Source organism: Castellaniella sp. GW247-6E4 (assembly GCF_040276065.1).
Classification (GTDB): domain Bacteria; phylum Pseudomonadota; class Gammaproteobacteria; order Burkholderiales; family Burkholderiaceae_B; genus Castellaniella.
In genome coordinates, this window is the sequence record NZ_JBELOI010000002.1 from 217921 (window position 1) to 243953 (window position 26033).

29 protein-coding genes are annotated in these 26033 nt (G+C 67.0%); 8 read left to right on the top strand and 21 right to left on the bottom strand.

Going from position 1 to position 26033, the window contains the following annotated elements; genetic code table 11:
* Positions 1–11: 11 nt before the first annotated feature.
* The 8 genes from ABS761_RS04105 to ABS761_RS04140 form a co-directional block, all read right to left on the bottom strand.
* Entirely contained in the window at positions 12–713 is a 702-nt protein-coding gene (locus ABS761_RS04105; protein WP_350406814.1) for an ABC transporter ATP-binding protein, read from the bottom strand.
* Positions 706–1422, bottom strand: coding sequence for an ABC transporter ATP-binding protein (locus ABS761_RS04110; protein ID WP_350406815.1), 717 nt, complete (start codon positions 1420–1422; stop codon positions 706–708). Before ABS761_RS04110 ends, ABS761_RS04105 begins: the two co-directional genes overlap by 8 nt.
* Complete coding sequence (locus tag ABS761_RS04115; protein ID WP_350406816.1) at positions 1415–2452, bottom strand: branched-chain amino acid ABC transporter permease; 1038 nt, start codon at positions 2450–2452, stop codon at positions 1415–1417. Before ABS761_RS04115 ends, ABS761_RS04110 begins: the two co-directional genes overlap by 8 nt.
* A complete protein-coding gene (locus ABS761_RS04120; RefSeq protein ID WP_350406817.1) occupies positions 2449–3333 on the bottom strand; it encodes a branched-chain amino acid ABC transporter permease in 885 nt (294 codons plus the stop codon). Before ABS761_RS04120 ends, ABS761_RS04115 begins: the two co-directional genes overlap by 4 nt.
* Positions 3334–3349: 16 nt before the next feature.
* Complete coding sequence (locus ABS761_RS04125) at positions 3350–4195, bottom strand: hypothetical protein (protein WP_350406818.1); 846 nt, start codon at positions 4193–4195, stop codon at positions 3350–3352.
* Positions 4196–4370: 175 nt separating this feature from the next.
* Positions 4371–5066, bottom strand: coding sequence for a TetR/AcrR family transcriptional regulator (locus ABS761_RS04130; protein ID WP_350406819.1), 696 nt, complete (start codon positions 5064–5066; stop codon positions 4371–4373).
* A 76-nt stretch (positions 5067–5142) separates the two neighbouring features.
* Positions 5143–6630: a glycerol kinase GlpK gene (glpK, locus tag ABS761_RS04135; protein ID WP_350406820.1), complete on the bottom strand. Its 1488-nt coding sequence runs from the start codon at positions 6628–6630 to the stop codon at positions 5143–5145.
* Entirely contained in the window at positions 6627–7448 is an 822-nt protein-coding gene (locus tag ABS761_RS04140; protein WP_350406821.1) for a DeoR/GlpR family DNA-binding transcription regulator, read from the bottom strand. Before ABS761_RS04140 ends, glpK begins: the two co-directional genes overlap by 4 nt.
* Positions 7449–7546: 98 nt before the next feature.
* Between ABS761_RS04140 and ABS761_RS04145 the strand changes: the two genes are divergently transcribed.
* Positions 7547–9157 (top strand): glycerol-3-phosphate dehydrogenase/oxidase, encoded by a 1611-nt coding sequence (locus ABS761_RS04145; protein WP_350406822.1) that lies wholly within the window; start codon positions 7547–7549, stop codon positions 9155–9157.
* 13 nt (positions 9158–9170) lie between these two features.
* Here the strand turns inward: ABS761_RS04145 and ABS761_RS04150 are convergent, their stop codons facing one another.
* From ABS761_RS04150 to ABS761_RS04170, 5 genes are read right to left on the bottom strand one after another with little or no spacing between them, the layout of a single operon-like run.
* On the bottom strand, positions 9171–9785 hold the full coding sequence (locus ABS761_RS04150) for an SCO family protein (RefSeq protein WP_350406823.1): 615 nt from the start codon (positions 9783–9785) through the stop codon (positions 9171–9173).
* Between the two features lie 19 nt (positions 9786–9804).
* Positions 9805–10698, bottom strand: coding sequence for a heme o synthase (gene cyoE / locus ABS761_RS04155; RefSeq protein WP_350406824.1), 894 nt, complete (start codon positions 10696–10698; stop codon positions 9805–9807).
* Complete coding sequence (locus tag ABS761_RS04160; protein WP_350406825.1) at positions 10695–11717, bottom strand: COX15/CtaA family protein; 1023 nt, start codon at positions 11715–11717, stop codon at positions 10695–10697. The genes cyoE and ABS761_RS04160 overlap by 4 nt, the downstream gene beginning before the upstream one ends.
* Before the next feature lie 14 nt (positions 11718–11731).
* The gene (locus ABS761_RS04165) at positions 11732–12349 is read right to left on the bottom strand and encodes an SCO family protein (protein WP_350406826.1); all 618 of its coding nucleotides are present in this window, start codon (positions 12347–12349) and stop codon (positions 11732–11734) included.
* Positions 12346–13137 carry an SURF1 family protein gene (locus tag ABS761_RS04170; protein ID WP_350406827.1) on the bottom strand — a complete coding sequence of 264 codons (792 nt, stop codon included), beginning with the start codon at positions 13135–13137 and terminating at the stop codon, positions 12346–12348. Before ABS761_RS04170 ends, ABS761_RS04165 begins: the two co-directional genes overlap by 4 nt.
* A gap of 81 nt (positions 13138–13218) precedes the next feature.
* On the opposite strand from ABS761_RS04170, the gene ABS761_RS04175 reads away from it, so the two are divergent.
* Positions 13219–13434, top strand: coding sequence for a twin transmembrane helix small protein (locus ABS761_RS04175; RefSeq protein WP_350406828.1), 216 nt, complete (start codon positions 13219–13221; stop codon positions 13432–13434).
* Positions 13435–13516: 82 nt separating this feature from the next.
* Here ABS761_RS04175 and ABS761_RS04180 read toward each other — a convergent pair whose 3' ends face one another.
* From ABS761_RS04180 to coxB, 5 genes are all read right to left on the bottom strand, one after another.
* Entirely contained in the window at positions 13517–14392 is an 876-nt protein-coding gene (locus tag ABS761_RS04180; protein ID WP_350406829.1) for a cytochrome c oxidase subunit 3, read from the bottom strand.
* Positions 14393–14441: 49 nt separating this feature from the next.
* Positions 14442–14654, bottom strand: a complete 213-nt coding sequence (locus ABS761_RS04185; RefSeq protein WP_350406830.1) for a DUF2970 domain-containing protein — start codon at positions 14652–14654, stop codon at positions 14442–14444.
* A complete protein-coding gene (locus tag ABS761_RS04190) occupies positions 14651–14767 on the bottom strand; it encodes a cytochrome oxidase small assembly protein (RefSeq protein ID WP_350407053.1) in 117 nt (38 codons plus the stop codon). Before ABS761_RS04190 ends, ABS761_RS04185 begins: the two co-directional genes overlap by 4 nt.
* A gap of 26 nt (positions 14768–14793) precedes the next feature.
* A complete protein-coding gene (gene ctaD, locus ABS761_RS04195; protein ID WP_350406831.1) occupies positions 14794–16404 on the bottom strand; it encodes a cytochrome c oxidase subunit I in 1611 nt (536 codons plus the stop codon).
* A gap of 78 nt (positions 16405–16482) precedes the next feature.
* Positions 16483–17643 (bottom strand): cytochrome c oxidase subunit II, encoded by a 1161-nt coding sequence (gene coxB / locus ABS761_RS04200; RefSeq protein ID WP_350406832.1) that lies wholly within the window; start codon positions 17641–17643, stop codon positions 16483–16485.
* A 274-nt stretch (positions 17644–17917) separates the two neighbouring features.
* On the opposite strand from coxB, the gene ABS761_RS04205 reads away from it, so the two are divergent.
* From ABS761_RS04205 to ABS761_RS04220, 4 genes are read left to right on the top strand one after another with little or no spacing between them, the layout of a single operon-like run.
* The gene (locus ABS761_RS04205; protein ID WP_350406833.1) at positions 17918–18775 is read left to right on the top strand and encodes an NUDIX hydrolase; all 858 of its coding nucleotides are present in this window, start codon (positions 17918–17920) and stop codon (positions 18773–18775) included.
* A gap of 49 nt (positions 18776–18824) precedes the next feature.
* Positions 18825–19469 carry a PhaM family polyhydroxyalkanoate granule multifunctional regulatory protein gene (locus ABS761_RS04210; protein WP_350406835.1) on the top strand — a complete coding sequence of 215 codons (645 nt, stop codon included), beginning with the start codon at positions 18825–18827 and terminating at the stop codon, positions 19467–19469.
* A gap of 39 nt (positions 19470–19508) precedes the next feature.
* Positions 19509–20876: a bifunctional UDP-N-acetylglucosamine diphosphorylase/glucosamine-1-phosphate N-acetyltransferase GlmU gene (gene glmU, locus ABS761_RS04215; protein ID WP_350406836.1), complete on the top strand. Its 1368-nt coding sequence runs from the start codon at positions 19509–19511 to the stop codon at positions 20874–20876.
* 8 nt (positions 20877–20884) lie between these two features.
* Positions 20885–21931, top strand: coding sequence for a glycosyltransferase family 4 protein (locus tag ABS761_RS04220; RefSeq protein ID WP_350406837.1), 1047 nt, complete (start codon positions 20885–20887; stop codon positions 21929–21931).
* 14 nt (positions 21932–21945) lie between these two features.
* On the opposite strand, the gene ABS761_RS04225 is transcribed toward ABS761_RS04220, so the two are convergent.
* The gene (locus ABS761_RS04225) at positions 21946–22473 is read right to left on the bottom strand and encodes a gamma carbonic anhydrase family protein (protein ID WP_350406838.1); all 528 of its coding nucleotides are present in this window, start codon (positions 22471–22473) and stop codon (positions 21946–21948) included.
* Between the two features lie 115 nt (positions 22474–22588).
* On the opposite strand from ABS761_RS04225, the gene waaC reads away from it, so the two are divergent.
* Together waaC and ABS761_RS04235 are read left to right on the top strand one after the other, a co-directional pair.
* Entirely contained in the window at positions 22589–23539 is a 951-nt protein-coding gene (gene waaC / locus ABS761_RS04230; protein ID WP_350406839.1) for a lipopolysaccharide heptosyltransferase I, read from the top strand.
* A gap of 81 nt (positions 23540–23620) precedes the next feature.
* Positions 23621–24946, top strand: coding sequence for a 3-deoxy-D-manno-octulosonic acid transferase (locus tag ABS761_RS04235; protein WP_350406840.1), 1326 nt, complete (start codon positions 23621–23623; stop codon positions 24944–24946).
* A gap of 51 nt (positions 24947–24997) precedes the next feature.
* Here ABS761_RS04235 and galU read toward each other — a convergent pair whose 3' ends face one another.
* Positions 24998–25837: a UTP--glucose-1-phosphate uridylyltransferase GalU gene (gene galU, locus ABS761_RS04240; protein ID WP_350406841.1), complete on the bottom strand. Its 840-nt coding sequence runs from the start codon at positions 25835–25837 to the stop codon at positions 24998–25000.
* On the bottom strand, positions 25834–26010 hold the full coding sequence (locus ABS761_RS04245; RefSeq protein WP_350406842.1) for a hypothetical protein: 177 nt from the start codon (positions 26008–26010) through the stop codon (positions 25834–25836). Before ABS761_RS04245 ends, galU begins: the two co-directional genes overlap by 4 nt.
* Between the last annotated feature and the right edge of the window lie 23 nt (positions 26011–26033).

Genomic DNA, 26033 nt, shown 5'->3' on the forward strand with positions numbered 1-26033 from the left:
GATTTCCTGTCCTATCCACCCAAATAGGCGGCCTTGAGCCGCTCGTCCTTCAGAAGCGCCTGGCCGCCGCCCTCCAGCACGATCGACCCGCCCTCCAGCACATAAGCCCGATCGGCCAGGGCCAACGAGCGGTTCACGTTCTGCTCGACCAGCAGAATGGTGGTGCCCGTATCACGGATCTGGCGGATCAGGTCGAACACCAGCGAGACCATGATGGGTGCCAGGCCCAGCGTGGGTTCATCGAGCATCAGCAGGCGGGGCTTGGACATCAGGGCCCGTCCGATGGCGCACAATTGCTGTTCGCCGCCGCTCAGCGAGCCGGCGACTTGCCGGGTGCGCTCTTTCAGGCGCGGCATCAGGTCCAGGACTTCTTGCAGGGTCTGCGCCGCCACGGGCCGCGCGCGCGTCGGGTAGGCACCCAGGTCGAGGTTTTCCCGCACGGTGAGGAAGGGGAATAGGTGGCGATCCTCGGGAACCTGGATCAGGCCCATTTCCGCCACCTCGTGGGGCGGCAGGCGGTCGATCGCCGTCCCGTCGAAATGGATTTCGCCTTCGCGGTCGATGGTGCCGGACAGGGCATTGATCAAGGACGTCTTGCCGGCGCCGTTCGCGCCGACGACCACGGCGACTTCGCCGGGGTGCACCTGCAGTGCCACGTCATAGAGCACCTGGATCTCGCCGTAATAGGCGTTGAGTGCGCGAACGTCAAGCAAGGAAGTCCTCCCCGAGGTAGGCCTCGACCACGGCCGGGTCGTTCAGGACGGCGCCGGGATCGCCTTCGGCGAGTTTTTGGCCATGGTGAAGCACGACGATGCGGTCGCTCACCGAGGAGATGACCCGCATGAGGTGCTCGATGATCAGAATCGTGATGCCGCTTTCCCGGATCTTGCGGATCAACTCGATGGCGGCTTCGACCTCGGTCGGATTCAGGCCGGCCATGACCTCGTCCAGGAGCAGGAGCCTCGGACCCGTGGCGAGCGCGCGGGCGATTTCCAGTCGCTTGCGCCCGGGCAGGGTGAGGCTGCCGGCCAGGCTGTCCTGCATGGGCCCGAGCCCCGTTGTCTCGATGGCCTCGCGGGCCATCTGCCGGGCCTCCGAGATCTTGCGGCTGCGGTTGAGCGCCCCCACGACGACGTTGTCGAAGACGCTCAGGTTGTTGAAGGGCCGCACAATCTGGTAGGTGCGGCCCAGCCCCATGCGACAGACGCGGTGGCTTTTGTAGCCGGCGATGTTCTGGCCCTCAAGCCGGATCGCGCCGGAGCTGGGCTTGATGGCGCCGGCCACGCAGTTGAACAGCGTGGTCTTGCCCGCGCCGTTGGGGCCGATCAAGCCCAGGATTTCCCCTTTATGCAGGCGGAACGACACATTGTTGACGGCTTTCAGACCGCCGAACGTACGCGAGAGGTTCTCGAGTTCAAGCATGGCGGGTGCCCCGTGAACGCTTTCTCTGTCCCAGATAGATGGACTGGATGCGGCGCCAGCTCGCCGTGGGCTCGCGCAGGGCGCTGACCAGCCCTTGCGGCATGAAGATCACCATGACCATGAGCAGGAAGCCGTAGACGATCAGGTACAAGCCCTGGAACGAGCCGCCGAACTCGGCGCGCAGGTACTCGCTCAGCGGCACCATGAGCAGCGCGCCCAGCAGCGGGCCGATCGGCGTGGCCATGCCGCCGATGATCGTGATGACGGCCACCTGGATCGAGAAATCGAGCCCCATGACGGTGGTGGGCTCGATCAGCAGGATGTATTGGGCGTAGAGTGCGCCGGCGATGGCGGTGAGAAAGGCGCTCAGGCCCGTGGCGGCGATCTTCATGGCGACGGTGTTGATGCCCAGGGTCTCGGCGGCGTCCTCATCTTCGCGCAGGGCAACGAGCGAGAAACCGAACCACGAGCGCTGCAGGGCGACGGTCAGCAGGACGACGAGGGTCAGCAGGCCGAGCATGGTGTAGACGTAGGGCATTCTGCCGGAGAACATGAGGTTCTCGAGCGCGGGCTGGAATGAAATCGAGATGCCCTGGGAGCCGCCGGTCAGGTCCCGCAGATTGACGACGGCGATGCGCAGCACCTCGGCGAATGCGATGGTGGCGAGGGCAAAGAACGGGCCTTTGAGGCGCAGGGTGAGCCTGGCGAGGATGACCGAGGCGAGCGCCGCGAACACGCCGCCGGCCAGCATGCCGAGCCACGGCGTGATGCCGTGCTGGACGAAAAGAATGGTGGACGTGTAGGCGCCGATGCCGAAGAACGCGGCGTGGCCGAGCGAGAATTGCCCCGCGTAGCCGCCGGCCAGGTTCCAGGCGCTGGCCACCACGGCCCAGAACAGGATCTTCCAGAGGAAGTGCAGGGTATAGGTATCCGTGACGAAGACCGGGATCAGGGCGGCCAGGACCAGCAGCGCCAGGACGCCCGGCAGGCCGAGCGCCCGGTCGATGAAGCGGGCGTGTCGTGTGCTCATTCGCCAACCCTCTCGGAGCCCTTGACTCCAAACAATCCCACCGGACGGACCAGCAGCACCAGCAGGAAAACGATGAAGTAGGCAATCTGCCGCATTTCCGAACCGATGAAAAAGGCGCTGAGGTTCTCGATCAGGCCGATGGCGATGCCGCCGATCAGGGCGCCCCAGAGGCTCCCCATGCCGCCCAGCACGACGATGACGAAGGCGACGATGACCAGGTTCAGGCCGACCGATGGGTAGACGGGCATGAGGGGCAGCAGCAGCGCCCCGGCAATGCCCGCGCAGCCCGCGCCCAAGCCGAAGGTCAGGAAATCGATCCTCGACACATTGATGCTCATGAGGGAGGCCGCGCGGCGGTCTTGGGCGACCGCGCGCATGGCCTTGCCCGTGTAGGATTGACGCAGGTATAGATACAGGCCCAGGATGACCGCGATGGCGACAAAGAACGCCACCAGGCTCGCCAGCGGCAGGCTGATGCCCATGAAGCGGATGATCTTGCCCGATACGATCGAGGTTCCGCTGCGGAAGTCCGCGCCGAAAATAAACAGCGCCGTGTTCTGGAGTACGAGCCCCAGCCCCAGGGTGGCGAATATCTGGGCGACCTGCGGCGCCCCGATGATCGGCTTGATCAGCACCCGGGCGATGAGCAGCCCGAACACGAACATCCCTGGCGCCACCAGCAGCAGCCCCAGGTAGGGGTCGATGCCGTAGAACTGGTTCAGCAGGTAGGTCGCGTACATGCCCACCATGACGAAGTCGCCATGGGCGAAATTGATGATGCGGGACACGCCGAAGATCAGGGTCAGCCCCACGCTGACCAGTGCATAGACCATTCCCAGCAGGATGCCCGATATGATGAGCTGAACAATGATGGTTCCCATGGGCGAGGCTCGGCGGTTAGGCGTACGACAGTGTGCTTGCGATGAGGTTGGCCGTGGCTTTTCCGCTTTCGTTGCGGCTCTGTACCACGCGCCGGCCCCCGGAGTCGCCGGCGATCCCATGCTGCCACAGAGTCACCGGAGAGTCCCAGAATACCGGCCGCAGGAATTCGATGTGCACATTCATGCGCCGCGCGGGGGCCTGCGTGGCCAGGGCGCCCAGCAGATAGACGACCGACATGACACCCTGGGCCAGCGGCGCGCGAAATCCGTAGGCGCGCGCGGCCACTGGATCGAAGTGCAGGTCGTTGCCGACATCCTCGGAGAAGGCGCGCACTTTTTCCGGCGTCAGCTGCTTGGACTCGATCTGTATCCAGCCGTCCGCGGGCACCGGGCTGCGTGCCGGCATCGGCTCTAGCGCATTGGTGGCGACGTCGGCGGGCAGAGGCGCCACGATGCCTCGCAAGCGGGTTTCGATGCACAGCGCGCCGGCTTGGTCGCGCAGTCGGTAGGTTTCCTCGGCCAGCAGGCCGCGGCGCACCGGCACCAGGCGGTCGACCTGGCCGCTGAGCACCAGCGGTTCGTCCAGCCTCGGAGGGCGCTCGAGCACCAGCGTCTGGTCGATGAACAAATAGCCATCGATATCATGCCCGGCCTCGACCATGGCGGCGAAGCAGTCCAGTCCGAACAGGCCCGCCTCGGCGATGTCGCCATAGCATGCGGGATCGACGTCGGACGCGAGCAGGCGCTCGTGCTGCCAGGCCTGGGCATGGGAGACGATGCGGTCGGGATACCGGAATCCCGCGGCGGACCATTGGCTATGCGCGGGGTGGCGATACGTTTCGGACGGGAGTTGGCTGGACATGGAGCGATGAGGTTGCGAGCAATTTACGGGGCAGTGTAAACCGCGAAAGTCGTAAAGTAAATAGCATGGATGAATTTTCGACTTGAAAGTCGAATTACATTTAATGGGCGCATCGATGCGTGCTCTCCGTTCGAGCCTCGTGGTCTTTAAAAGGGGGTGGGGCGGCGGGGAATCGTCAGAAAAGATCCGCGATCTCGCCGGCCAGGATGTGATTGCCGGTGCCGAGCCGCTCGGGGTGTGTCGACAGGCCGCGGACGATGAACAAGGCCATGGCCTCGGCGATGTCCTCGACGCTCCAGGAGCCGCCCGGCCGGTACCATTTGGTGATCCAGTTGGTGGCACCCAGCGCGGCGAAAACCGCGAATTTCGGGCTGCACGGGATGATGGATCCGTCTTTCTGGCCGGCCACGATGATCTCCTGGAGCCGCCGCTCGAATTCATCGCGCTTGCCGATGACTTTTTGCAGTTGCTCTTCGCTCAGGGAGCGTTCTTCGAGGATGACCACGCTGTAGCTCTCGGAGCCGATGATCGAGGCGGTGTAGCGCTGCATGCTCAGGCGGAAGCGCTCGAGTCCGTCGGCGCCCGCGTCGGTGCTGACCGAGGCGATGGCCTGGTCGGCCGCCGCGATATGACAGTGGAAGAAGAGTTCCTGCTTGTTGGAAAAGTAGTAGTACAGCGTGGCCTTGGCGACCCCGAGCTGGCGGGCGATGTCGTCGAGCGAGGTGCCGTGGTAGCCGTTCCAGCGAAAGGCCAGCGCGGCCTCGCGAAAGATGGCGTCGAGCTTCAAGTCGCGCACGGTGACCTGCCCCTCGTCAGGGTTGCCCCAGAGGCGAATCCGACTTTTAGGGGCCTTTTTTCTGGGGCTGTTCATGCCAGGGTTCAAATGCGTGGGGCGGTAAGCGTCGGCACCCAGTATACGGCATGCCACAGACGCGGATCCGCCCGGGCTACGACGCGCATGCCTGGCGCACGGCCCGCTCCCAGCGGGCCATGCATTCCCGCGCCTGGTCGCGCGGCATCACCGGATCGAACTGGCGATCGAGCCGCCAGAGGCTCGCGATTTCCTCCTTGTCCTGGTAGAGGCCGGCGTTCAGTCCGGCCAGGAGGGCTGCGCCCAGGGCGGTGGTTTCCACCATGGTGGGTCGCTGCACCGGGATGCCCAGCAGATCCGCTTGGAATTGCATCAGCAAGTCGTTGACGCAGGCGCCGCCGTCGACCCGCAGCGAGGTCAGCGGCGCCGCGCCGGCGGCCTGGGCATCGCGGCCCATCGCCTGCAGCAGCGCCGCGCTTTGGTAGGCGATGCTCTCGAGCGCGGCGCGCGCCACGTGGGCCATGGTCGCGCCGCGTGTCAGCCCCGTGATCGTGCCCCGCGCCTGGGCGTCCCAGTAGGGCGCGCCCAGCCCGGTGAAGGCGGGCACGAACAATACGCCGCCCGCATCCGGTACCGATCCGGCCAGGCCCTCGATATCGCTGCTGCGCTCGAATGCGCGCAGGCCATCGCGCAGCCATTGCACGACGGCGCCGCCGACGAACACGCTGCCTTCCAGCGCGTATTCGAGCCCGTCCGTGGTTTGCGCCGCGCTCGTGGTCACCAGCCCATTGGCCGAGATTTGAAACTTCGATCCCGTGTGCATCAACATGAAGCACCCGGTGCCGTAGGTGTTCTTGGCCATGCCCGGTCGGAAACACGCCTGTCCGAACAGGGCGCTTTGCTGGTCGCCCGCCACGCCGCGGATCGGGACGGCGCGACCCAGCAGGCTCTCGCGCGTGCTGCCGAAGTCCGCCGCCGAGGGTAGCACCTCGGGCATCATGGCTCGGGGAATCCCCAGGGCCTCCAGCAGATCGGCGTCCCAGGCATTGCGGTGTATGTCCAGCAGCATTGTACGAGAGGCATTGCTGACGTCCGTCAGGTGGCGGCCGGTCATCCGCCAGATCAGCCAGCTGTCAACCGTCCCGAAGGCGAGTTCGCCGGCTTGCGCGCGGGCGCGAGCGCCCGGGACGTGATCAAGTATCCATTGCAGCTTGCTCGCTGAAAAATAGGCGTCCAGACGCAGGCCGGTGCGTTGCTGGATCATGGGTTCGAAGCCTTGTTCGCGCAGCGCGGCGCAGGCCGGTTCGGCTCGCCGGTCCTGCCAGACGATGGCGCGATGGATGGGCTCGCCGGTCTTGCGGTCCCAGACAATCGTGGTCTCGCGCTGGTTCGTGATGCCAATGGCCGTGAGCGCCTCGACGCCGATCTGGGCCTGGGCCAGGGCGTCGGCCATGGTGCGCCGCTGGCTGTCCCAGATCTCCAGCGGATCGTGCTCGACCCAGCCGGGTTGCGGATAGTGCTGTGTCAGCTCGCGCTGCGCCAGGCCCACGATGTCGCCCTGGCGGTTGAACACGATGCTGCGGGTGCTGGAGGTGCCCTGGTCTAAGGCCAGTAGATGGCTCATGCTCTGGATCCTTGGAAATCGGTGGTTGGGGCGCTGGTATCGTCGGCCGCCGGCGGGTTCGCAACGATGCAGTCCACCCGTGCCTGATTCAGCAGGCCGGGAAATGGGGGCGGCGGCGGCCGGTCGGTAAAGAGGCGGTCGATCTGCTCGAGGCGGCCCACTTGAATCATGGCGGGCCGGTTGAACTTGGTGAAGTCTGCGGCCAGCCAGACCTCGCGCGCCTGGGCGATGATGGTTTGCGACACCTTGACCTCCTGGAAATCAAAATCGCGCAGCGTGCCGTCGGCCTCGATGCCCGAGATGCCGATGACCGCAATGTCGACGCGAAACTGGCGCATGAACTCGGCGGCCGCCTCGCCGACGATACCGTGGTCCCGCGCCCGGACGCTGCCGCCGGCGAGGATGACCTCGCAACCGGGTTGGCCGCTCAGGATGTAGGCCACGTTCATATTGTTGGTGATGACGCGCAGGCCCGTGTGCCGCGTGAGGGCTTGGGCCACGGCTTCGGTGCTGGTGCCGATATTGAGCAGCAGGGAACAGTGATCGGGAACCCGTTGCGCGATCGCCTCGCCGATGCGGCGCTTGGCATCCGCCTGCAGGCTGGCACGCTGCTGGTAGGCGATGTTTTCGATGGTCGAGCCCGGCAGGCGCGCGCCGCCGTGAAAGCGCAGCAGGAGCCCGGCTTCGGCCAGGCGCTTGACGTCGCGCCTGATGGTTTGCACGGAGACACCGAGCGCGTCGGACAACTGCTCGAGGGTGCAGGAGCCCGACGCCCGCACCAGAGAAAGCAGTCTGAGCTGCCGTGGATTGCTTGTCACCGGAAGATCCCTCGAATTGTCAAGAATCTGCCAATATCGAACTGATAATTACATTATTAAAGGTATAATTTACATGAAAAAATGTGAATCAGACAATAATGGACAAAGCGACGGCTCTATCCGCCCGACCGCTCGATACCGACAGGACCCGCCTGATCGCCGGGCTTGAGGCGACGCACGATGTCGACATCGTCATCATCGGCGGGGGCGCGACGGGCTTGGGGATTGCCCTGGACGCCAGCCTGCGCGGCTTGTCCGTGGTGCTGCTCGAATCGCATGACTTCGCCGGCGGGACCTCGTCGCGGGCGACCAAGCTGGTCCACGGCGGGGTGCGCTATCTGGCCCAGGGGAATCTCGCCCTGGTGCGCGAGGCGCTGCACGAGCGGTGCGCCTTGCTGCACAATGCCCCGCATCTCGCGCAAGCCTTGGCGTTCGTCGTGCCGGGCTATCAGGCGTGGAAGGTCCCATTCTATGGCCTGGGGCTGAAAGTCTATGATGCGCTGTCCGGATCCGACAGCCTGGGGCCCACCCGATGGCTCGGCCGCGCAAATACGCTGGCCAGCCTGCCGGGCGTGCGCCCGCAGGGTCTGTGGGGGGGCGTCCGATACTGGGACGGGCAATTCGATGATGCGCGCCTGGCGCTGGCGCTGGCACGCACCGCGGCCGCCCAGGGGGCCCAGTTGCTGAACTACTGCCCTGTCGTGGGCCTATTGCATGAAGGCGGACGCATTGGCGGCGTCCAGTGGCGCGACGCCGCCGGGGCGGCGCAGGGAACGGTACGTTCCCGCTGTGTCGTCAACGCCACCGGGGTCTGGGTGGATCAGGTCCGTCACTTGGGGGCGCAAGGCTCCGGCGCGCAGGTCCGGTCCCTGGTCGAACCCAGCCAGGGGGTCCATGTGGTGGTCGACCGCGGCTTCATGCCGGGCGACCAGGCTTTGCTGGTGCCGCGCACCAGCGATGGCCGGGTGCTGTTTGCGGTGCCCTGGCTGGGACGACTGATCCTGGGGACCACCGATACGCCGCGCGAGGATCTCCCACGCGACCCCCTGCCATTTCAGCACGAGATCGACTTCATCTTGTCGGAAGCCGCAAGAGTCCTGGCGCGCGCGCCCACGCGCGACGATATCCGCAGTCTGTGGGTCGGCTTGAGGCCCCTGGTGCGACCGCTCGAGGCCGATGGCGAGCCCACCCAGTCGATCAGCCGCGAGCACACGGTCGAGATCAGCCCCGCCGGCCTCGTGACCGTGACCGGCGGCAAATGGACGACCTATCGCGCCATGGCCGAGGATGTGCTGGCGCGCTGTGTGCAGGCCGCGTTCTTCGACCGCCTGCCGCCGTGCCGCACGGCGGATTTCCGGCTGCTCGGCGCGGTGGAGCCGCCGCACGTGTCCCTGCATCTCGAGCCCGGGCCTCATTTGTACGGCGCCGAGGCGCCGTTCCTGGCCGAGCTGCCGGGCGCCGATGCGATGCTGGGGCTGGGTTTGAGCGAAGCCATGGTGAGGTTCGCCGTGCGCCACGAATACGCGCGTACGGTGGAGGACGTGCTGGCCAGGCGGCATCGGATGCTGTTTCTGGATGCTGCCCTGGCCTATGCGGCCGCGCCGCGCGTGGCACAGATCCTGGAGGAAGAAACCGGGATTGCGCAGCAGCCGACGGCTCTGCGGGAACTGGCGATACAGTATGGCGCCCGCGACGTGGCAGTGCCCTGAGGCCGCGCGCGGACTAAAGCAGCAAGCGGATGTCGTGCGCCATGTTCTCGGGCGTGCTGTCGGCGCGGATCAGGGCGCGCGCCTCGCCGTCGCGATCCATCAGATAGAATGACGAGGAGTGGTTCATCGCGTATTGCTCGGGCGTGGGGCCCGGCTCTTTGGCGTAGAAGGCCTTGAAGGATTTCGCGGTCTTGTCGAGTTGTTCGGGGGTGCCGGTCAGGCCGATGAAGGATGGGTCGAAGGCCTGGACGTAGGCGCCCAGCACCGTCGGCGTGTCGCGCGCCGGATCGACCGAGATCATGATGACGCGGACCTCGCCGGCCTGCTCGCCGAGCAATTCGAGGGCTTGGGCCACCTGCGCCATGGCGGTGGGGCACACGTCGGGACATTGCGTGTAGCCAAAGAACACCATCAGGACCTTGCCCTGGTAGTCTGCCAGGGTGCGTGGCGTGCCCTCGGTGTCCGTCATGTCCAGGTCGCGCCCCAGGTGCGAGCCGGTGATGTCGCTGCCCTGGAACTCGAGGGGCTGGTTGGAGGCGCCCGGCGTGCATCCGAGCAGGACTGCGGGTACCCCGCAGGCGGCGCCCGCTACCAGCAGGCGCCTGAGGGGGGAAAACGAAGGTTTCATGACATCCTATGGGCCGGGCCTAGATGAGCATGCCGATCCAATGATCCAAGAGCAGCGCGGCAAACAGCAGGGCCAGGTAAATGATCGAGTAGTGGAACAGTTTACGCGATCGGGCATCACTGTAATTTCGATATAGCGCAAAGGATTGCCATACAAAGCGGCCGCTGAGCACGCAGGCGGCCGCCAGGTAGGCGGGGCCGCTCATGCGGATGACGAAAGGCAGCATTGTGGCCGCGAACAGCGCGATGCTGTAGAGCAGGATGTGCAGGCGGGTGAAGTCCTTGCCGTGCGTCACGGGGAGCATGGGCAGGCCCGACTCGATGTAGTCCTTGTTGCGGTATAGGGCCAGCGCCCAGAAATGCGGCGGGGTCCAGATAAAGATGATCAGCACCAGGATCCACGCCTCGGCCGGCACGGCGTCGGCCATGGCCGCCCAGCCCAGCGCCGGCGGCATGGCGCCCGAGAATCCGCCGATGACGATGTTCTGGGGGGTGAGGGGCTTGAGGATGGCGGTATAGATCAGTGCGTAGCCCACGAAGGTGGCAAAGGTCAGCCACATGGTCAGCGCGTTGACCCACCAGTACAGCATCAGCATGCCGATGCCGCCCAGGATGCCGGCCATCGCCAGCACCTGCTGGCTCGAGATCACGCCGCTGGCGGTGCCTCGGCGCGCGGTGCGCAGCATGAGGGCGTCGGTTTCGCGCTCGATCAGGCAGTTGATCGAGAAGGCCGCCGCGGCCAGCAGCCAGATCCCGATGGTCGCCGCCGCCACGCGCCAGGGGTCGGGCATGCCCGGCGTCGCCAGGAACATGCCGATGACCGCGCAAAAGACGGCGAGCTGCGTGACGCGGGGCTTGGTCAGCACCAGGTACTGGCGCAGCAGCGAGTGGGATGGGGCGGTCGTGGTGCTCATGGGGCTATTCTAGACGGTTTGCCGGCTTGCGATAAGCGCAGGAGCAGGGTGACGCCGACCAGCACCAGACCGGCGGCGCCGCCATTGTGCAGGACGGCGATCAGCAGCGGCCATTGGAAGAAGATCGTCGTCAGGCCGGTCAGCAGTTGCAGGGCCAGCAGCGCCAGCAGCAGGCGGGCCGGCCCGGCCGCACCCGGCACGGCGCGCAGGCGCCAGCCGAGCACCCCCAGCAGGGCAAAGATCACGACCGCAAAGTTGCGGTGGGTCCAGTGGATCGCCGTCAGCGCCTCTTGGGAAATCATATCGCCCGAGGGCAGGAGCCCCAGGCCGCGCACCAGCGAGTAGCCGCCCCGGAAGTCCATGGGAGGTATCCATTGGCCGTGGCAGGTGGGAAAGTCCATGCAGGCGAGCGCCGCGTAATTGGTGCTGACCCAGCCCCCCAGCGCGAGCTGGGCGAACAGGACGCACAAGCCCAGAATCATCCAGGGCCGCCATCGCCCGGCATCGATGGGGACCGGCGCATGCGCCTTTTCGCGGGCCGCGAGCCAAGTCATCAGGGCGAGCAGGCTCATGCCCAGGACCAGGTGGGTGCTGACCACGAGGGGCATGAGCCGGTGGGTCACGGTCCAGGCGCCGAATGCGCCCTGTACGCAGACCGCCACCAGGATCACCGTTGCCAGCCAGGGGCTGCGCTGCAACGTCCGGCGATGGCGCCAGGCCATGAAGACGATGCCGATGATGAGCATGCCGAGGATCATGCCGGCATAGCGGTGGATCATCTCGATCCAGGCCTTGCCCGCGCTGACCGGCCCGTAGGGCATCGCCTCGAGGGCGCGCTCGATGTGCTCGCTGGCACCCAGCGGGCTGAGGTGTCCGTAACAGCCCGGCCAGTCGGGGCAGCCCAGACCGGAATCGGTCAACCGGACGAAGGCGCCGAACATGATCAGATCCAACGTCAGGAACCAGGTCAGAAAGACCAGTTTGCGGTAGCGGGCTTGGGGGCGGGGGGCGGTGGACATGGCGGATTCGTGGTTCAACCGATACGGGAGCTTTTCAGCAGTGTACGGATGTCGTCGCGCACTTGCTCGGGTTCATCGGTGTCGGGAAAGGCCATCATGAGGTGGCCCAGCGGATCGACCACCCACATGCGTTCGAGTAGCGCGGCCTGCGGGTCGGCCTCATCCCCGGCCAGCCAGGCGGCGAGCTGTACCGGATCCGCGCGCAGGACGATGGTGCCCTGATACGCGGCCTCGACGACGGGATTCAGGGGTGCTGCGTCGGTGACGAACCAGACGCGGTTCAGGCGCTCGACCTCCTTGCCCTGGCTGGCGTGTGTATTGCGCAAGACGAAGAGCTTGCGCACGCACGCCTCTGGGCAGGCGCCCGGCCCGGCGCTGATCAGCAGCCATTGGCCCTTGAGGCTGTTCAGGTCGAAGGCCGCGCCCTGGGCGTCCGTGAGGGTGAGGTCCGCGGCGGCGGGGATGGGGCGTTGCGGATCGATTAGGCGGCCGTAGTTGGAGGTGCCCTCGGGGCGTAGCCCCAGGGAGGGGATGTAATAGGCTAGCAACGCGAAAATCAGCGGAGCCAGGCAGACCGCCAGGATGGCCAGCAGCGGCAGATTGGAGCGAGGGCGGCGTGTAGTACTCGTCATGATGTGGTGTGGTCCTCGTGATCGGAGTGGGGCCGGCGTGGCCGGACCCAGGTGCGCCAGGCCAACACCAGAGCGGCGACCAGGGCGATGGCGGCGAAGCTGAACCATTGCAGGGCGTAGCCGTAATTCTGGTCGGCGTCCAGGGAGGGGCCCGGCCATTCCTGGCGCAGGGTGGAGCCTTCCACCGGTGCTTGCTCCAGGACGACGGGCAGCAATGCCAGGCCCGTCGCGCCGGCCAGATCGGATAATGCCAGATTCTGCACGCGCGGTGGGCCGCCACCCGTCGCCGGGAAGGTTGGCGGGGCTTCGGCGCGGCCGGTGAGCGAGCCCAGATCGAAGAGGCGTGGCACCCGGTGCAGCAGGGTGCCGTGGACCTCGACCTCGCCCCGGGGGGGCGCGAGGTCGGGCAGCGGATCCGAGGGCAGGGGGCGGGGTATCCAGCCGCGCAGGACCAGTACCGCGCGGCCTGGATCGTCCCGCAGGCGCAGCGGGGTCGCCACCCAGAGGCCGGGTTGGCCTTTGAGGTTGCGATTATCGAGGAGTACAGTAAAGGAGTGCAGCCAAGAGCCCCGGACGCGGGCCGAATGCCAGTCCGGGCCGTCCTGCATATCGGCACTGAGCACAATCGGCGTGGTTGCGCGGCCTGCTTGCATCGCGGCGTTCAGGGCCTCGCGTTCGGCGCCGCGGCGCAGTTGCCATTGGCCCGCCATCAGACAGACGACGGCCAGCGCCGCCAGCAGCGCCAGGGCCGTGACCTGTCGAATGGGAAAGCGCCTGGATGGTTTCATGTTTTGCGATAATTCCTGTTTGGGTCCGACGGCGCGGCGTGGCCGATCCGCGCGGTGCCGGGGACCCGGTCTGGAGGGTACATGAAGATCGTGATCGTCTTGCTGTTCCTGGGCGTGGTGGCCAGCCTGGCCTCCGCCCTGGTGTACCTGATGCAGGATCATAGCCGCAGCGACCGCATGGCCTGGGCGCTGACCTGGCGCATCGGGCTGTCTGTCCTGTTGTTTCTGTTCGTGCTGGTGGGCCATGGCCTGGGTTGGATCCACAGCACGGGCCTGACCGCCGTGTCCGGGTCGTGAGGCGGCGTATTTGGCTTTGCGGCGGCGCAGCGGCAAAAAAGGCCGGGGGACCGGCCTTTGAGTGGGCTGGTGGGCGTCTGCCTCAGAACCAGTAGACGAACAGGTACAGGCCCAGCCACACCACGTCGACGAAGTGCCAGTACCAGGCGGCTCCCTCGAAGCCGAAGTGGTGGTCGGCCGTGAAGTGACCTCGCACCATGCGCAGCAGGATGACGGTCAGCATGGTGGCGCCCAGGATCACGTGGAAGCCGTGGAAACCCGTCAGCATGTAGAACAGCGCCCCGTATGCGCCCGAGGTGAAGCGCAGGTTGAGCTCGGTGTAGGCGTGGTGGTATTCGTAGGCCTGGCAGCCCACGAAGGTGAAGCCCAGGATCACGGTCAGGGCCAGCCAGAAGATCGCCTTGTTGCGATGCGCTGCGCGCAGCGCGTGGTGGGCGATGGTCAGGGTGACGCCAGAACTGAGCAGCAGGGCGGTATTGATGGTCGGCAGCCAGAACGGGCCGACGGTCTCAAAGGGGGCAATCGTGCCGGCGGGGCCCAGGTTCGGCCAGGTGCCCGCGAAGCTCGGCCACAGCAGGGTCTGGTGATCGAGGTTGCTGAGCCAGGGCGTGGTGACCTCGCGGGTGTACCACAGCGAGCCGAAGAACGCCGAAAAGAACATGACCTCGGAAAAAATAAACCAGGTCATGCTCCAGCGGTACGAGACGTCGACGCGCTGGCTGTTGATGCCGTTCTCGGATTCGCGGATCGCATCGCCGAACCAGCCGTACAGCACGATGAACAGGCACAGGATGCCGGCGAAGCACAGCCAGGGGCCGACGGCGTAGCTGTTCACCCAGAGGGCTGCGCCCACCAGGGTGGCCAGCATGCTGATGCTGGCGCGGATGGGATGGACCGAGTCGTGGGGCACGTAGTAGTAGGGTGCCTTGCCGCCATGGGCCATTTGTCCTGCACTCATCTTGTTCTCCTGAGAATTCCTGTATGGGTTGCTTTTTTCGGGGTTGCGGCTAGGGCGCCACCAAGCTGACGGCCAGCACCAGCAGCAGCACGAAGACCAGTCCGCCCAGCAGGCCCGCGACGATCACGTGCGCGGGCCGCACCTGGGCCATGTCGTTGTCGTGTCCCGAGCGCTTGCGCAGGCCCAGGAACCCCCAGGCCACGGTGCGCACGGTGCGCAAGAAGGTCGACCGGTCTTCCTGCGGAGGCTGGGGCGCGTTCATTGCAGGCCTCCGAAGACGTCGCCGCGCACGAAGGTCCAGACCAGGATCGCCACCGCGAACACGGCGAGGATCAGGCCGGTGCGGCGGTTGCGTCTGCGTTGCTCTGGCGTCATGGTTGCGTGCATGCGGCGATCGAAGGTCAGGCCTTGCCGTCCAGGACGGGGGGCGTTTCAAAGGTGTGGTACGGGGCGGGCGACGGCACGCTCCATTCCAGGCCCTCGGCGCCCTCCCAGGGGTTGGCCGGCACGCGTTCGCCGCGGCCCGCGTAGGCCTTGAGCACCACGTACAGGAACAACAACTGCGACAGGCCGAACCAGAAGGCACCAATGGTGGCGATCTGGTGGAAGTCGGTGAACTGCGCCGCATAGTCGGCGTAGCGGCGCGGCATGCCGGCCAGGCCCAGGAAGTGCATCGGGAAGAACGTCACGTTGAACGAGATCATCGTCATCCAGAAGTGCCACTTGCCCAGGCGCTCGTCGTACATGGTGCCGCACCATTTCGGCAGCCAGTAGTAGGTGGCGCCGAACAGCGCGAATAAGGAACCGGCCACCAGCACGTAGTGGAAGTGCGCCACCACGTAGTAGGTGTCCTGCACCTGGATGTCGATGGGGGCAATGGCCACCACCAGGCCGGTGAAGCCGCCGATCGTGAACACGAAGATGAAGCCGATGGCGAACAGCATCGGAGTCTCGAAGGTCAGCGAGCCGCGCCACATGGTGGCCGTCCAGTTGAACACCTTGACCCCGGTGGGAATCGAAATCAGCATCGTGGCGTACATGAAGAACAACTGCGCGGTCACCGGCATGCCGGTCGTGAACATGTGGTGCGCCCAGACCAGGAAGGACAGGATGGCGATGGCGCAGATGGCGTAGACCATCGAGGCGTAGCCGAACAGGCGCTTGCGGGCGAAAGTCGGCACGATCTGCGACACCATCCCGAAGGCCGGCAGAATCATGATGTAGACCTCGGGGTGGCCGAAGAACCAGAACACGTGCTGGTACAGGACCGGGTCGCCGCCTGCGGCGGCATTGAAGAAGTGCGTGCCGAAGTGACGGTCGGTCAGCAGCATGGTGACGGCGGCGGCCAGCACCGGCATCACGGCCAGCAGCAGGTAGGCGGTGACCAGCCAGGACCAGCAGAACAGCGGCATCTTCATGAGGGTCATGCCCGGTGCGCGCATGTTGAGGATGGTCACGATGATGTTGATCGCGCCCATGATCGAGGAGGCGCCCAGGATGTGCACCGCGAAGATCGCAAAGTCCATGCCCGGCCCCATCTGCAGCGATAGCGGCGCGTACATGGTCCAGCCCGAGGCGTTGGCGCCGCCGGGCACGAAGAACGAGGCCGTCAGCAGGATGCCGCCTACGGGCAGCAGCCAAAAGCTGAAGTTGTTCATGCGCGCAAAGGCCATGTCCGAGGCGCCGATCTGCAGCGGGATCATCCAGTTGGCGAAGCCTACGAACGCCGGCATGATGGCCCCGAAGATCATGATCAGGCCGTGCATGGTGGTGAACTGGTTGAACAGCTCGGGCTGGAAGAACTGGATCCCTGGTTCGAACAGCTCGGTGCGCAGCAGCAGCGCGAGCGTGCCGCCCTCGAGCAGCATGGTGAACGAAAAGATCAGGTACATCGTGCCGATGTCTTTGTGATTGGTCGCAAAGACCCAGCGGCGCCAACCCTGCGGCACGGTGTGTCCGTGGCCCTCGTCGCCGGCGTGTGGCGGAATGTGATCGGCAGTGACACTGCTCATGGTGAACTCCTTCCTGCTTGTGCGGGGCGCCGTTCGGGGCGCCGCGAGGATACTGTGATCGGTGGTGTAGGCGCGCGCCTAGCGCAGCGCCTTGACGTCAGAAGGTTGCACGACCGGGTCGGGCCCCTTTCCGGCATTGTCCCAGGCGTTACGCGTATAGGTGATGACCGCGGCGATCTGGGTATCGCTCAACTGGTCGCGGAACGCGGCCATGGCGGTGCCGGGATGGCCGTTGAGCACGGTCAGGATCTGATCCTTCATGGGTGCCAGGACGAACTTGGTGTCGCCGTTCAGCGCGGGGAAGGTGCCCGGGATGCCCTGGCCGTTGGCCTGGTGGCAGGCCACACAGGTCGACGAGAAGACATCCTTGCCCTGGGCAACCAGGTCGTCCTTGGTCCAGACCTTGTTCGGGTCCTCGGTGGCGGCCGCCATCTTGGTCTTTTGCTCCTCGGACCACTTGGCGTAGTCCTCGTCGGACACGACCTGCACCACGATGGGCATGAAGGCGTGGTCCTTGCCGCAAAGCTCGGCGCACTGACCCCGGTAGGTGCCGATCTTTTCGGCGCGGAACCAGGTGTCGCGCAGGAATCCGGGCACGGCGTCCTGCTTGACGCCAAAGTCGGGCACCATCCACGAGTGGATCACGTCCGCGGCCGTCAGCACGATGCGGACCTTTTTGTCGACCGGCACGACCAGGGGCTGGTCGACTTCCATCAGGTAGGTGTCAGTGCGCGCCGCCCCGCCGTGGATCTGCTCGGCGGGCGTGGCCAGCGTGGACAGGAAATGGACGCCCGAGGCGGGGCCGTCGACGTATTCGTAGCCCCACTTCCACTGATAGCCCGTGACCTTGACCGTCAGGTCGGCGCTGCTGGTGTCCTTCATCGCAACCACGGTACGCGTCGCGGGGATCGCCATGCCGATGATGATGAGAAAGGGAATGATGGTCCAGGTGAGCTCGAGGCCGAGGTGCTCGTCGAACTTGGAGGCGACATAGCCTCGCGACTTGCGGTGCATGACGATGGAATACAGCATCACACCGAACACGCCGATGAAAATCACGATACAGATGATCATGATCATCCAGTGCAGGGAGTAGATTTCCCTCGCGATTGGCGTCACACCCGTATGCAAGTTCAGTTGATTGACCGCCGGCCCGCCTGGCATGTCTTTGACCTGGGCACCGGCCATGGCTGCCCAAAACAGCGCTGACGTGCCAAGCAACCCTCTCACCTTCTTCATGCTGACCCTCTAGTTGTTTTCGTGTGTTTCCGCGTGTTGATTGACCTCGATCAAAAGGTTGATCCCAATCGGACAGATGCGGACACAATGATTGGATCGCAGGCGATAAAATGAGGCGCGGTAGCTGCCACCTGCGAAAATTCCCTGGTACGGAATGCGGGAATTATAACGAAGGCCTGTCGCTTGTGTGGGATTGCCCATGCGGGTGCGCATGGTTTTAGTTTAGGCTTCGGGTTTCCACCAGTATCTTCGAGGCTTCCACTACAATTGCCCGATGACCTCATCGCCCACAGTCCCCGCGCAGGCCGAGCTCGCCGCGCGCTTCGCTCGGCAGTTGCGCCGCGCGCAGCAATTGCCATTGCCCGGATCGCGGCCCCTGACGGTCGCGGCGCGTGTGGCCGGCTGGATCACGCCGCGCGCCACCGAGGTCATCGCCGGCCTGCCGGGCGTGCACGTCGAGGATGAGGCGGCGCACATCACGGCCGCCGCGACCCGCGGCTTGAATCTCAATGCGGTGCTGCTCGGAATCGCCGAGGCCCTGCGCGATGCGCGCTGCCTGCGTGCGTGGCGCGGTGAATTGCTGGATGTGGTCGGCGAGGGCCGCGCGCTTGCGCGCATCGAGCGCGCCGCCGTGCGGCCGCTGGGCCTGCTGACCCAGGCCGTGCATCTGAATGCATGGAGCCCGGACGGGAGGCTGTGGATCGCGCGCCGCGCCCTCGACAAACCCACCGACCCAGGCCTGTGGGACACGCTTGCCGGCGGCCTGGTCGCGGCGGGCGAGGACCAGGAAACCGCGCTGCTGCGCGAAAGCCACGAGGAGGCCGGCCTGCGGGCCGTCGAGATCGCGGCTCACGGGCCGCTGCGCGTGGTCCTGCGCATGCATCGCCGTCTGCCCGAGGGCTACCAGGTCGAAAATCTGTTGCTGTGCGATTGCGTGCTCGACGCCGCCGTGGCGCCGGCCAATATGGATGGCGAGGTCTGCGAGATCCGTTGCGTGCCCGTGGCCGAGGTCTGGGACATGATCAGCCACGGCGCGTTCACGCTCGAGGCCGAGCTCGCCATCCTCGACAGCCTGCGCGCGCGCGCCGCCGGCGCGGTCCCGGCCATGGCGAGTACCCCCATGCAGCGCTGACAGGCCCTAAAATGGGGGCTCCGGCACGGGGCCGGCAGAGGAGAACATCATGTCGAAAGAATCCAGCAATCCCTTTGTGCTGCCGGGTTTCGGGCAGGATGGCGAGGCGGCGCGCAATCCCTTGTTCGCGGGTCTCGAGATGATGCGCCAGGCCTGGCAGGGCATGGCGGGCGGCGGGTTCGAGTCCCCGGGGCTGCCGCTGATGTCGGTCGAGGACCTCGATCGGCGCATCGGGGAACTGCGCAGTGTCCAGAATTGGCTGCAATTGAACGCCTCGATCCTGGGCAACACCATTCAGGGCCTCGAGATTCAGCGGGCCACGCTCTCGACTCTGCGGTCCTTTGCCGACCGGGGCATGCCGGATGCGTTCGCCCGTGCCACCGCCGCCGCTCAGGCCCCGGCCGCGCCGGATACTCCCGATGCCGAGCCCCCGCAACGCGCCGCGCCGCCGGACGCCGACGAGGCCTCGGGGGACGCGGCCGCCACCACCCAGGCCTACGCCCAGGCGGCTGGCGACTGGTGGAATCTGCTGCAGCAGCAATTCCAGACGCTGGCCGATGCGACGGCGGCCTCCCTGCAGGGTGCGGCCGACGCCGCGCCCGCCGCCAAGCCCGCCGCGCGCAAGGCCGCGGCCAAGAGGCCGAACACCTCCAAGTCCGGCGCGCGCGCGAGCCGCGCCAAGCCGCGCACCTGACCCGTTATTCCAATTCAGCCACCAGCGACCCGTCATCCTATGCTCAACATCATCATCCTGGCCGCCGGCCTGGGCAAGCGCATGCAATCCGACCTGCCCAAGGTGCTGCATCCGATCGCTGGGCGTCCCATGCTCAGCCATGTGCTCGAGCAGGCGCGCGCCCTCGATCCCAGTCGGATCGTGGTAGTGGTCGGGCATGGTGCCGATCGTGTGCGCGAGGCGTATGCGGCCGAGGGCCTGCATTTCGCCTTGCAACAGCCCCAGCAAGGGACGGGCCACGCGGTCATGCAGGCGCTGCCCCTGCTGCTCGAGGGGGATCCGGATGACGCCTGCCTGGTGCTGTACGGCGACGTGCCCCTGGTCCAGTCGGACACGCTGGCCGCGCTGCTGGCGGCGCGTGGCGCCGGCCTGGCGCTGCTGACCGAGACCCCGGCGGATCCGGAGGGCTATGGCCGCATCGTACGGGACGCCGACGGGCACATCGTGCGCATCGTCGAACACAAGGACGCGAGCGCGGCCGAGCGCGCCATCGCCGAGGTCAACACCGGGATTCTGGCCGCGCCCACCGCGGCGCTGCGCGACTGGCTGGGGCGCATCGACAACCACAATGCCCAGGGCGAGTACTACTTGACCGACGTCGTCGGGCTGGCGGTCGCCGACGGCGTCGCGGTCGGCCACGCGCAGCCTGGCGCGCCCTGGGAAACCCTCGGGGTCAACAGCCGCATCCAGCAGGCCCAGCTCGAGCGTGTCTGGCAGGCCGAGCAGGCCCGCCGCCTGCTCGAACAGGGTGCGACGCTGGCCGATCCCGCGCGCTTCGATCTGCGCGGGCGGCTGCGCTGCGGGCGCGACGTGTTCATCGACGTCGGCTGCGTGTTCGAGGGCGAGGTGGACCTGGCCGATGGGGTGAGCATCGGCCCGTACTGCGTGATCCGGGACGCGGCCATCGGTGCGGGCTCGCGGCTTGAGGCCTACACCCACGTCGAAGGCGCGCGGGTCGCCGAGGAGGCGCGCATCGGGCCCTACGCGCGGCTGCGCCCCGGCGCCGACATCGGTCCGCAGGCGCATGTGGGTAATTTCGTCGAGCTCAAGAAAACCCGCCTGGGGCGCGGCTCCAAGGCCAACCATCTGGCCTATCTGGGCGATGCCGCGATCGGCGAGCGTGTCAACATCGGGGCGGGGACGATCACCTGCAACTACGATGGCGTCAACAAGTTCCAGACCGTGATCGACGATGATGCCTTCATCGGCTCGGACACCCAGCTCGTGGCGCCGGTACGCGTGGGCCGTGGCGCCACCCTCGGCGCGGGCACGACCTTGACGCGCGACGCGCCGGCGCAGGCCCTGACCTTGTCGCGGCCCGAACAAAAGACCATCGAGGGCTGGAAACGCCCGGTGCGCAAGTCTTAGCGCCGCGCATGCGCATCCTGCAGCTCAATCTGGAACGCGGGTGGCGTGGCGGGGAACGCCAGACCTTGCTGACTCTGCGCGGCCTGCGCGCGGCCGGTCACGAGGCCGAGCTTCTGGCCCGGGCCGGCGGGCCGCTGGCGCGCCGCGCACGCGACGAGGGCTTCGTCGTCCATGAGGCGGCGCACATCGTCGGCATGGCGGTCTGCCTGCTGCGCCGCGCCCGGCGCTGCGACGTCCTGCATGCCCAGACGGCCCAGGCCATGAGTCTGCTCGCGCTGTTGCGTCCGTGCCTGCGTCGGCCGATGGTCTTTACGCGGCGCACGGCCTTTGGGCCGACGCGCCATCCGGGCCGCACCCGCTGGAAATGGTCGCGGGCCGATGCATTCGTGGCGATCAGCGAGGCGGCGGCGCACGCACCGCGCGCGCTGGGGCTCGAGGTCCGGGTGATTCCCAGCGCCGTCGAGGCGCGGCCGGCGGATCCGCCGGCCGTCGAGGCCCTGCGCGCGCGTTTTGCGCTGCAGGGCCGCACGGTGTTGCTGACGGCCGCGGCGCTCAGTCCCGAGAAAGATCCGCGTACCCTGATCGAGGCGGTGGCGATCCTGGTGGCCGAGCGGCCGGACCTGGTCTGCCTGCATTGCGGGGCGGACGGGGCGGCGGGCGAGGAGGCACGCGAGCGTATCCGGGCGCTGGGCCTCGAGGACGCCTATCGCCTGGTCGGATTCCAGCCGCGGATCGAGGATTTTCTGGCCCTGGCGCGGGTCTACGTGTCCAGCTCGCGCTTCGAGGCCCTGGGCACCAGCGTTCTGGATGCGTGCCTGTCGGGCGTGCCGGTGGTGGCGACGGCCGTTGGCGGCCACCTCGAGACCCTGGCCCAGGGCCGTGGCCTGTTATGCGAGCCGGGGGATGCCGAGGGGATGGCCCGGCAGATCGCCCGGATCCTGGACGATCCCGCGCGGGCCGTCGCGATGGCCCGGCGCGCACGCGAGCATGCCGCGCGCGACTATTCGGTGTCCGCGATGGTGGCGGGCTACCTGGCGGTGTATCGTGCGCTGTGACCGCGCGCCGGGACTCAGTCGTGAATCTCGCGCAGGGCCTGGCGAAACAGGGCGGCGCGCTCGCGGTAGGACTGGGCGCTGTGTTCGAGGCCGGCAACCTCTTCGTCGCTGAGCGTGCGCACGGCCTTGGCCGGCGATCCGATGATGAGCGAGCGCTCGGGGAAGACCTTGCCCTCGGTGACCAGCGCGCCCGCGCCCACCAGACTATGGCGGCCGATCACGGCGCGGTTCAGGACGATCGCCTGGATCCCGATCAGACAGCCATCCTCGATGGTGCAGCCGTGCAGCATGGCCTGGTGGCCGACGGTGACGTTGCGCCCCACGTTCAGGGGGCAGTCCGCGTCGACGTGCAGTACGGCGTTTTCCTGGATGTTCGAGCCCTCGCCGATCCGGATCGGCTCGTTGTCGGCGCGGATCACCGCGCCGGGCCAGATGCTGCTGTGGGCGTCCAGCGTGGCCGCGCCGATCAGGGTGGATCCGGGGGCGGCGTAGGCCGTGGGATCGAGTTGCGGGGTCAGGTCCCCCAGGGCATAGCAGGGCATTGCGCCTCCCTTTGACGGGCCGTGTGCGGGCGGCCCGGAATCTGTCTCGTTCGATCGTAGCACGGGAGGCCGTCGGCCCGCCCGCGGGCCGTTTCCGCCCGCCTATAATCCCGCCATGACCACGCGCGTCCTCATCGTCCGCACATCCTCCCTGGGGGACCTTGTGCACATGCTCCCCGCCATGTCGGACATCGCGCGGCATATTCCAGACGCGCGCATCGACTGGATCGCCGAAGAAAGCTTCGCCGAGATTCCAGCGTGGCACCCGGCCGTGGCCGAGGTGATCCCCGTGGCGCATCGCCGCTGGCGCAAGCACTGGTGGGATGCCCGCACGCGCCGTGAGCGCGCCGCCCTGCGCGCCAACCTGGGGGGGCGCCGCTATGACGTGATCCTCGACATGCAGGCTTTGATGAAGTCGGTCTGGCTGGTGCGCCAGGCGCACGGGGTGCGCCATGGCCTGGACTGGAAATCCGCGCGCGAGCCGCTCGCCTCGCTGTTCTACGATGTGCGCCACCGGGTCGGGTTCTGGCAGCCCGCGGTCCTGCGGCAGCGCACCCTGGCCGCGGCCGCGTTCGGGTATGCGCTCGACGGCGCACCCGATTTCGGCTTGACGGCGCTCACCGACGGGGTGCCGATCGACGAGGCGGCCGTGATCATGCCCTCGGCCAGCCGCGACGACAAGCTCTGGCCGCGGGACGATTGGCAGCGGGTGTTCGACGACTTGCAGGGGCGCGGCCTGGCGTTGCGGCTGCTGGCGGGCAACGAGGCCGAGCGCGCGCGCGCGCAGGCCCTGATCCAGGGGCGCGAGGGCGCCGTCGTGCTGCCGCGCATGAGCCTGCGCGAGGTGGCGGGGCAGCTCGCCCGCGCGCGCCTGATGGTGGGCCTGGACAGCGGCCTGACGCACCTGTGCGCGGGCCTGGGCCGCCCGACCATCGGTATCTACAAGGCCTCGACGCCGGTGCGCACGCCTCTCGAGGGCGCCGCCTATACGGCCAGCCTGGGCGAGCGGGGCCAGTCCCCCACGGCGCGCCAGGTGCTCGATGCGATCGATCAGGCCCTGGCCTGATGGGCGGTGGCGCGACAATGGGGCGCGTACATCGGGAAAACCCCATAAAATGAAGCGAACGGCCTTTCGACGGTTGGACGCTTGAACCGGTTTCTATATACCTTGCTGCTGCGTACGTTGTCGCCCGCCCTGTTGGGGTGGATGGCCCTGCGTGCGCGCAGGGCGGGCGGACGATGGGAGGTCTGCGGCGCGGCGCGCTTCGGACGGTATGCCGAGCCGGCGCCGGCGCTCGACGCGATCTGGATCCACGCGGTGAGCCTGGGCGAGACGCGTGCGGCGCAGCCCTTCGTGCGCGCCGTCCTGGATCGGGGGCATCGCGTCCTGCTCACCCACTTGACCGCCACGGGTCGGGCCGAGGGCGCCCGCGCCTTTGCGGCGGACATTGCCGAGGACCGCTTGGTCCAGGACTGGCTGCCTTACGATTTTCCCGGCGCGACGAGGCGCTTCATCACCCGCCATCGGCCGCGCGCCGGGGTGCTGATCGAGCGTGAGGTCTGGCCGAACATGATCCATGCCGCCAACCGCGCCGGCGTTCCGATGATTCTGGCAAGCGCCCGCATGTCGGACCGTTCCTTACGCCAGAGCCTGCGCTTGGGGCGTATCATGCGCGAGGCCTATGGCCGGTTCCAGGCCGTGTATGCGCAGTCCCTGCACGACGCCCGGCGCCTGGAGCGGGCCGGCGCGCTCGCGGTCAGTGTCTCGGGCAATTTCAAGTTCGATCTCCACCTGGACGGCGAGCGTGTCGCCCGCGGCCGGGCCTTTGCCGAGCGCCTGGGCCGCCGGACGGTGGCCATCGCCAGCACGCGCGAAGGCGAGGATGCGTTGTTCATTCAGGCCATGCGCCACCAGATCGAACGCGCACGCCATCAGGGCGTCGAGCCGGGCGACCAGGTGTTGTTTTATCTGATTCCGCGCCACCCGCAGCGTTTCGACGAGGCGGCGGAACGCTTGCGGCAGGCCGGATTGTCGTTTGTGCGCCGGTCCACGCTGGTCGAGTTGGGCGATGGCGGGACATCAGCCGTGCGGGCGTGCCAGGACGTATCGGTGGTCCTGGGCGACACCCTGGGGGAAATGCCCTGGTATTACGCCGCCTGCCAGGTCGCCATCGTCGCTGGCAGCTTCGAGCCCCTGGGGGGCCAGAATTTCATCGAGGCCTGCGCACTGGGGCGGCCCGTGCTGGTCGGGCCGCATACCGCCAACTTTGAGCAGGCCGTCGCCGACGCCCTGGAGGCCGGCGCGGTCGAGCGCGTGGATGGCGCCGATCTGGCCGTGCAGCGCGCCTTGCAATGGGTCGAGGATCCGCGCTGTCTCGCACGCATGGGCGAGGCCGGCAGCCACTGGGTGCGCCAGCACGCCGGTGCGGTGGATCGGGTGGTCAACGGCCTCGAGGATCTCTTGGCGTCCTGAATCCGGCCGGCGCCTTGCCGGGGAGGCGCCCTTCGGGGCCGCCTGCGTCGGTCAGTCCGGCACCAGTCCGTGATACTTACGGCCCAGGGCCGTGGTCGCCTTGAAGAACCCTTCCTTGTTGCCGCAATCGTAGCGCTCGCCCACATAGGCGTGGCCGTATACAGGCCGCGAACCGAGCATGGCGGCGATCGCGTCCGTGAGCTGGATCTCGCTGCCCACGCCGGCGTGGGTGCGGCGCAGGTGGTCGAAGATCTCGGGCTCGAAGATGTATCGCCCCACGACGGCCTGGTTGGAGGGCGCGTCCTCGGGCGCGGGCTTTTCCACGATTCGTTCGACGCGGGTGTTGCGCTCGTCCATGGGCGTGCCCGCGATGATGCCGTACTTGCGGCTGTCCTCGGGCACGATGGTCTGGATCGCCAGGATGCTGCCGTCATGGCGGTGGGCGGCGTCCACGAGCTGGCGGGTCACCGAGACCGGCGCATCCAGCAGATCGTCGGCCAGCAGCACCGCAAAGGGTTCGTCGCCGATGATGGGTGCGGCGCACAGCACGGCGTGCCCCAGACCCAGCGGCGCGGCCTGGCGGGTGTAGATGCAGTTTACGTGTGCCGGAATGACGTTGCGCACGATGTCGAGCAAGGGCTGCTTGCCCTTGGCTTCGAGTTCGGCTTCGAGTTCGGGGGCGCGGTCGAAATGGTCCTCGATGGCCCGCTTGTTGCGGCCGGTGATGAAGATCAGTTCGGTGATGCCCGCCGCCAGGGCCTCTTCGACGGCATATTGGATCAGCGGCTTATCGACGATGGGCAGCATTTCCTTGGGCATCGCCTTGGTGGCGGGCAGGAAGCGGGTTCCCAGGCCAGCGACGGGAAAGACGGCTTTGCGGATGGGTTTCATGGCTGTTCGGAGTGTGTCGCGAGGGGCGGGTCGAGCGTGATGGCGGTCTGGTTGCGCTGCGAGAGCGGACGCGGATCGCGGCCCTGCTCGACCGGCGGGGTGCCAAAGAATCCCTGGCCAAAGGCGAACAGTGCGACATTGACCAGGATGGCGAGCGTCAGGAGCAGAGGCATGGGACGGGTGTCTTGTTCGAAAG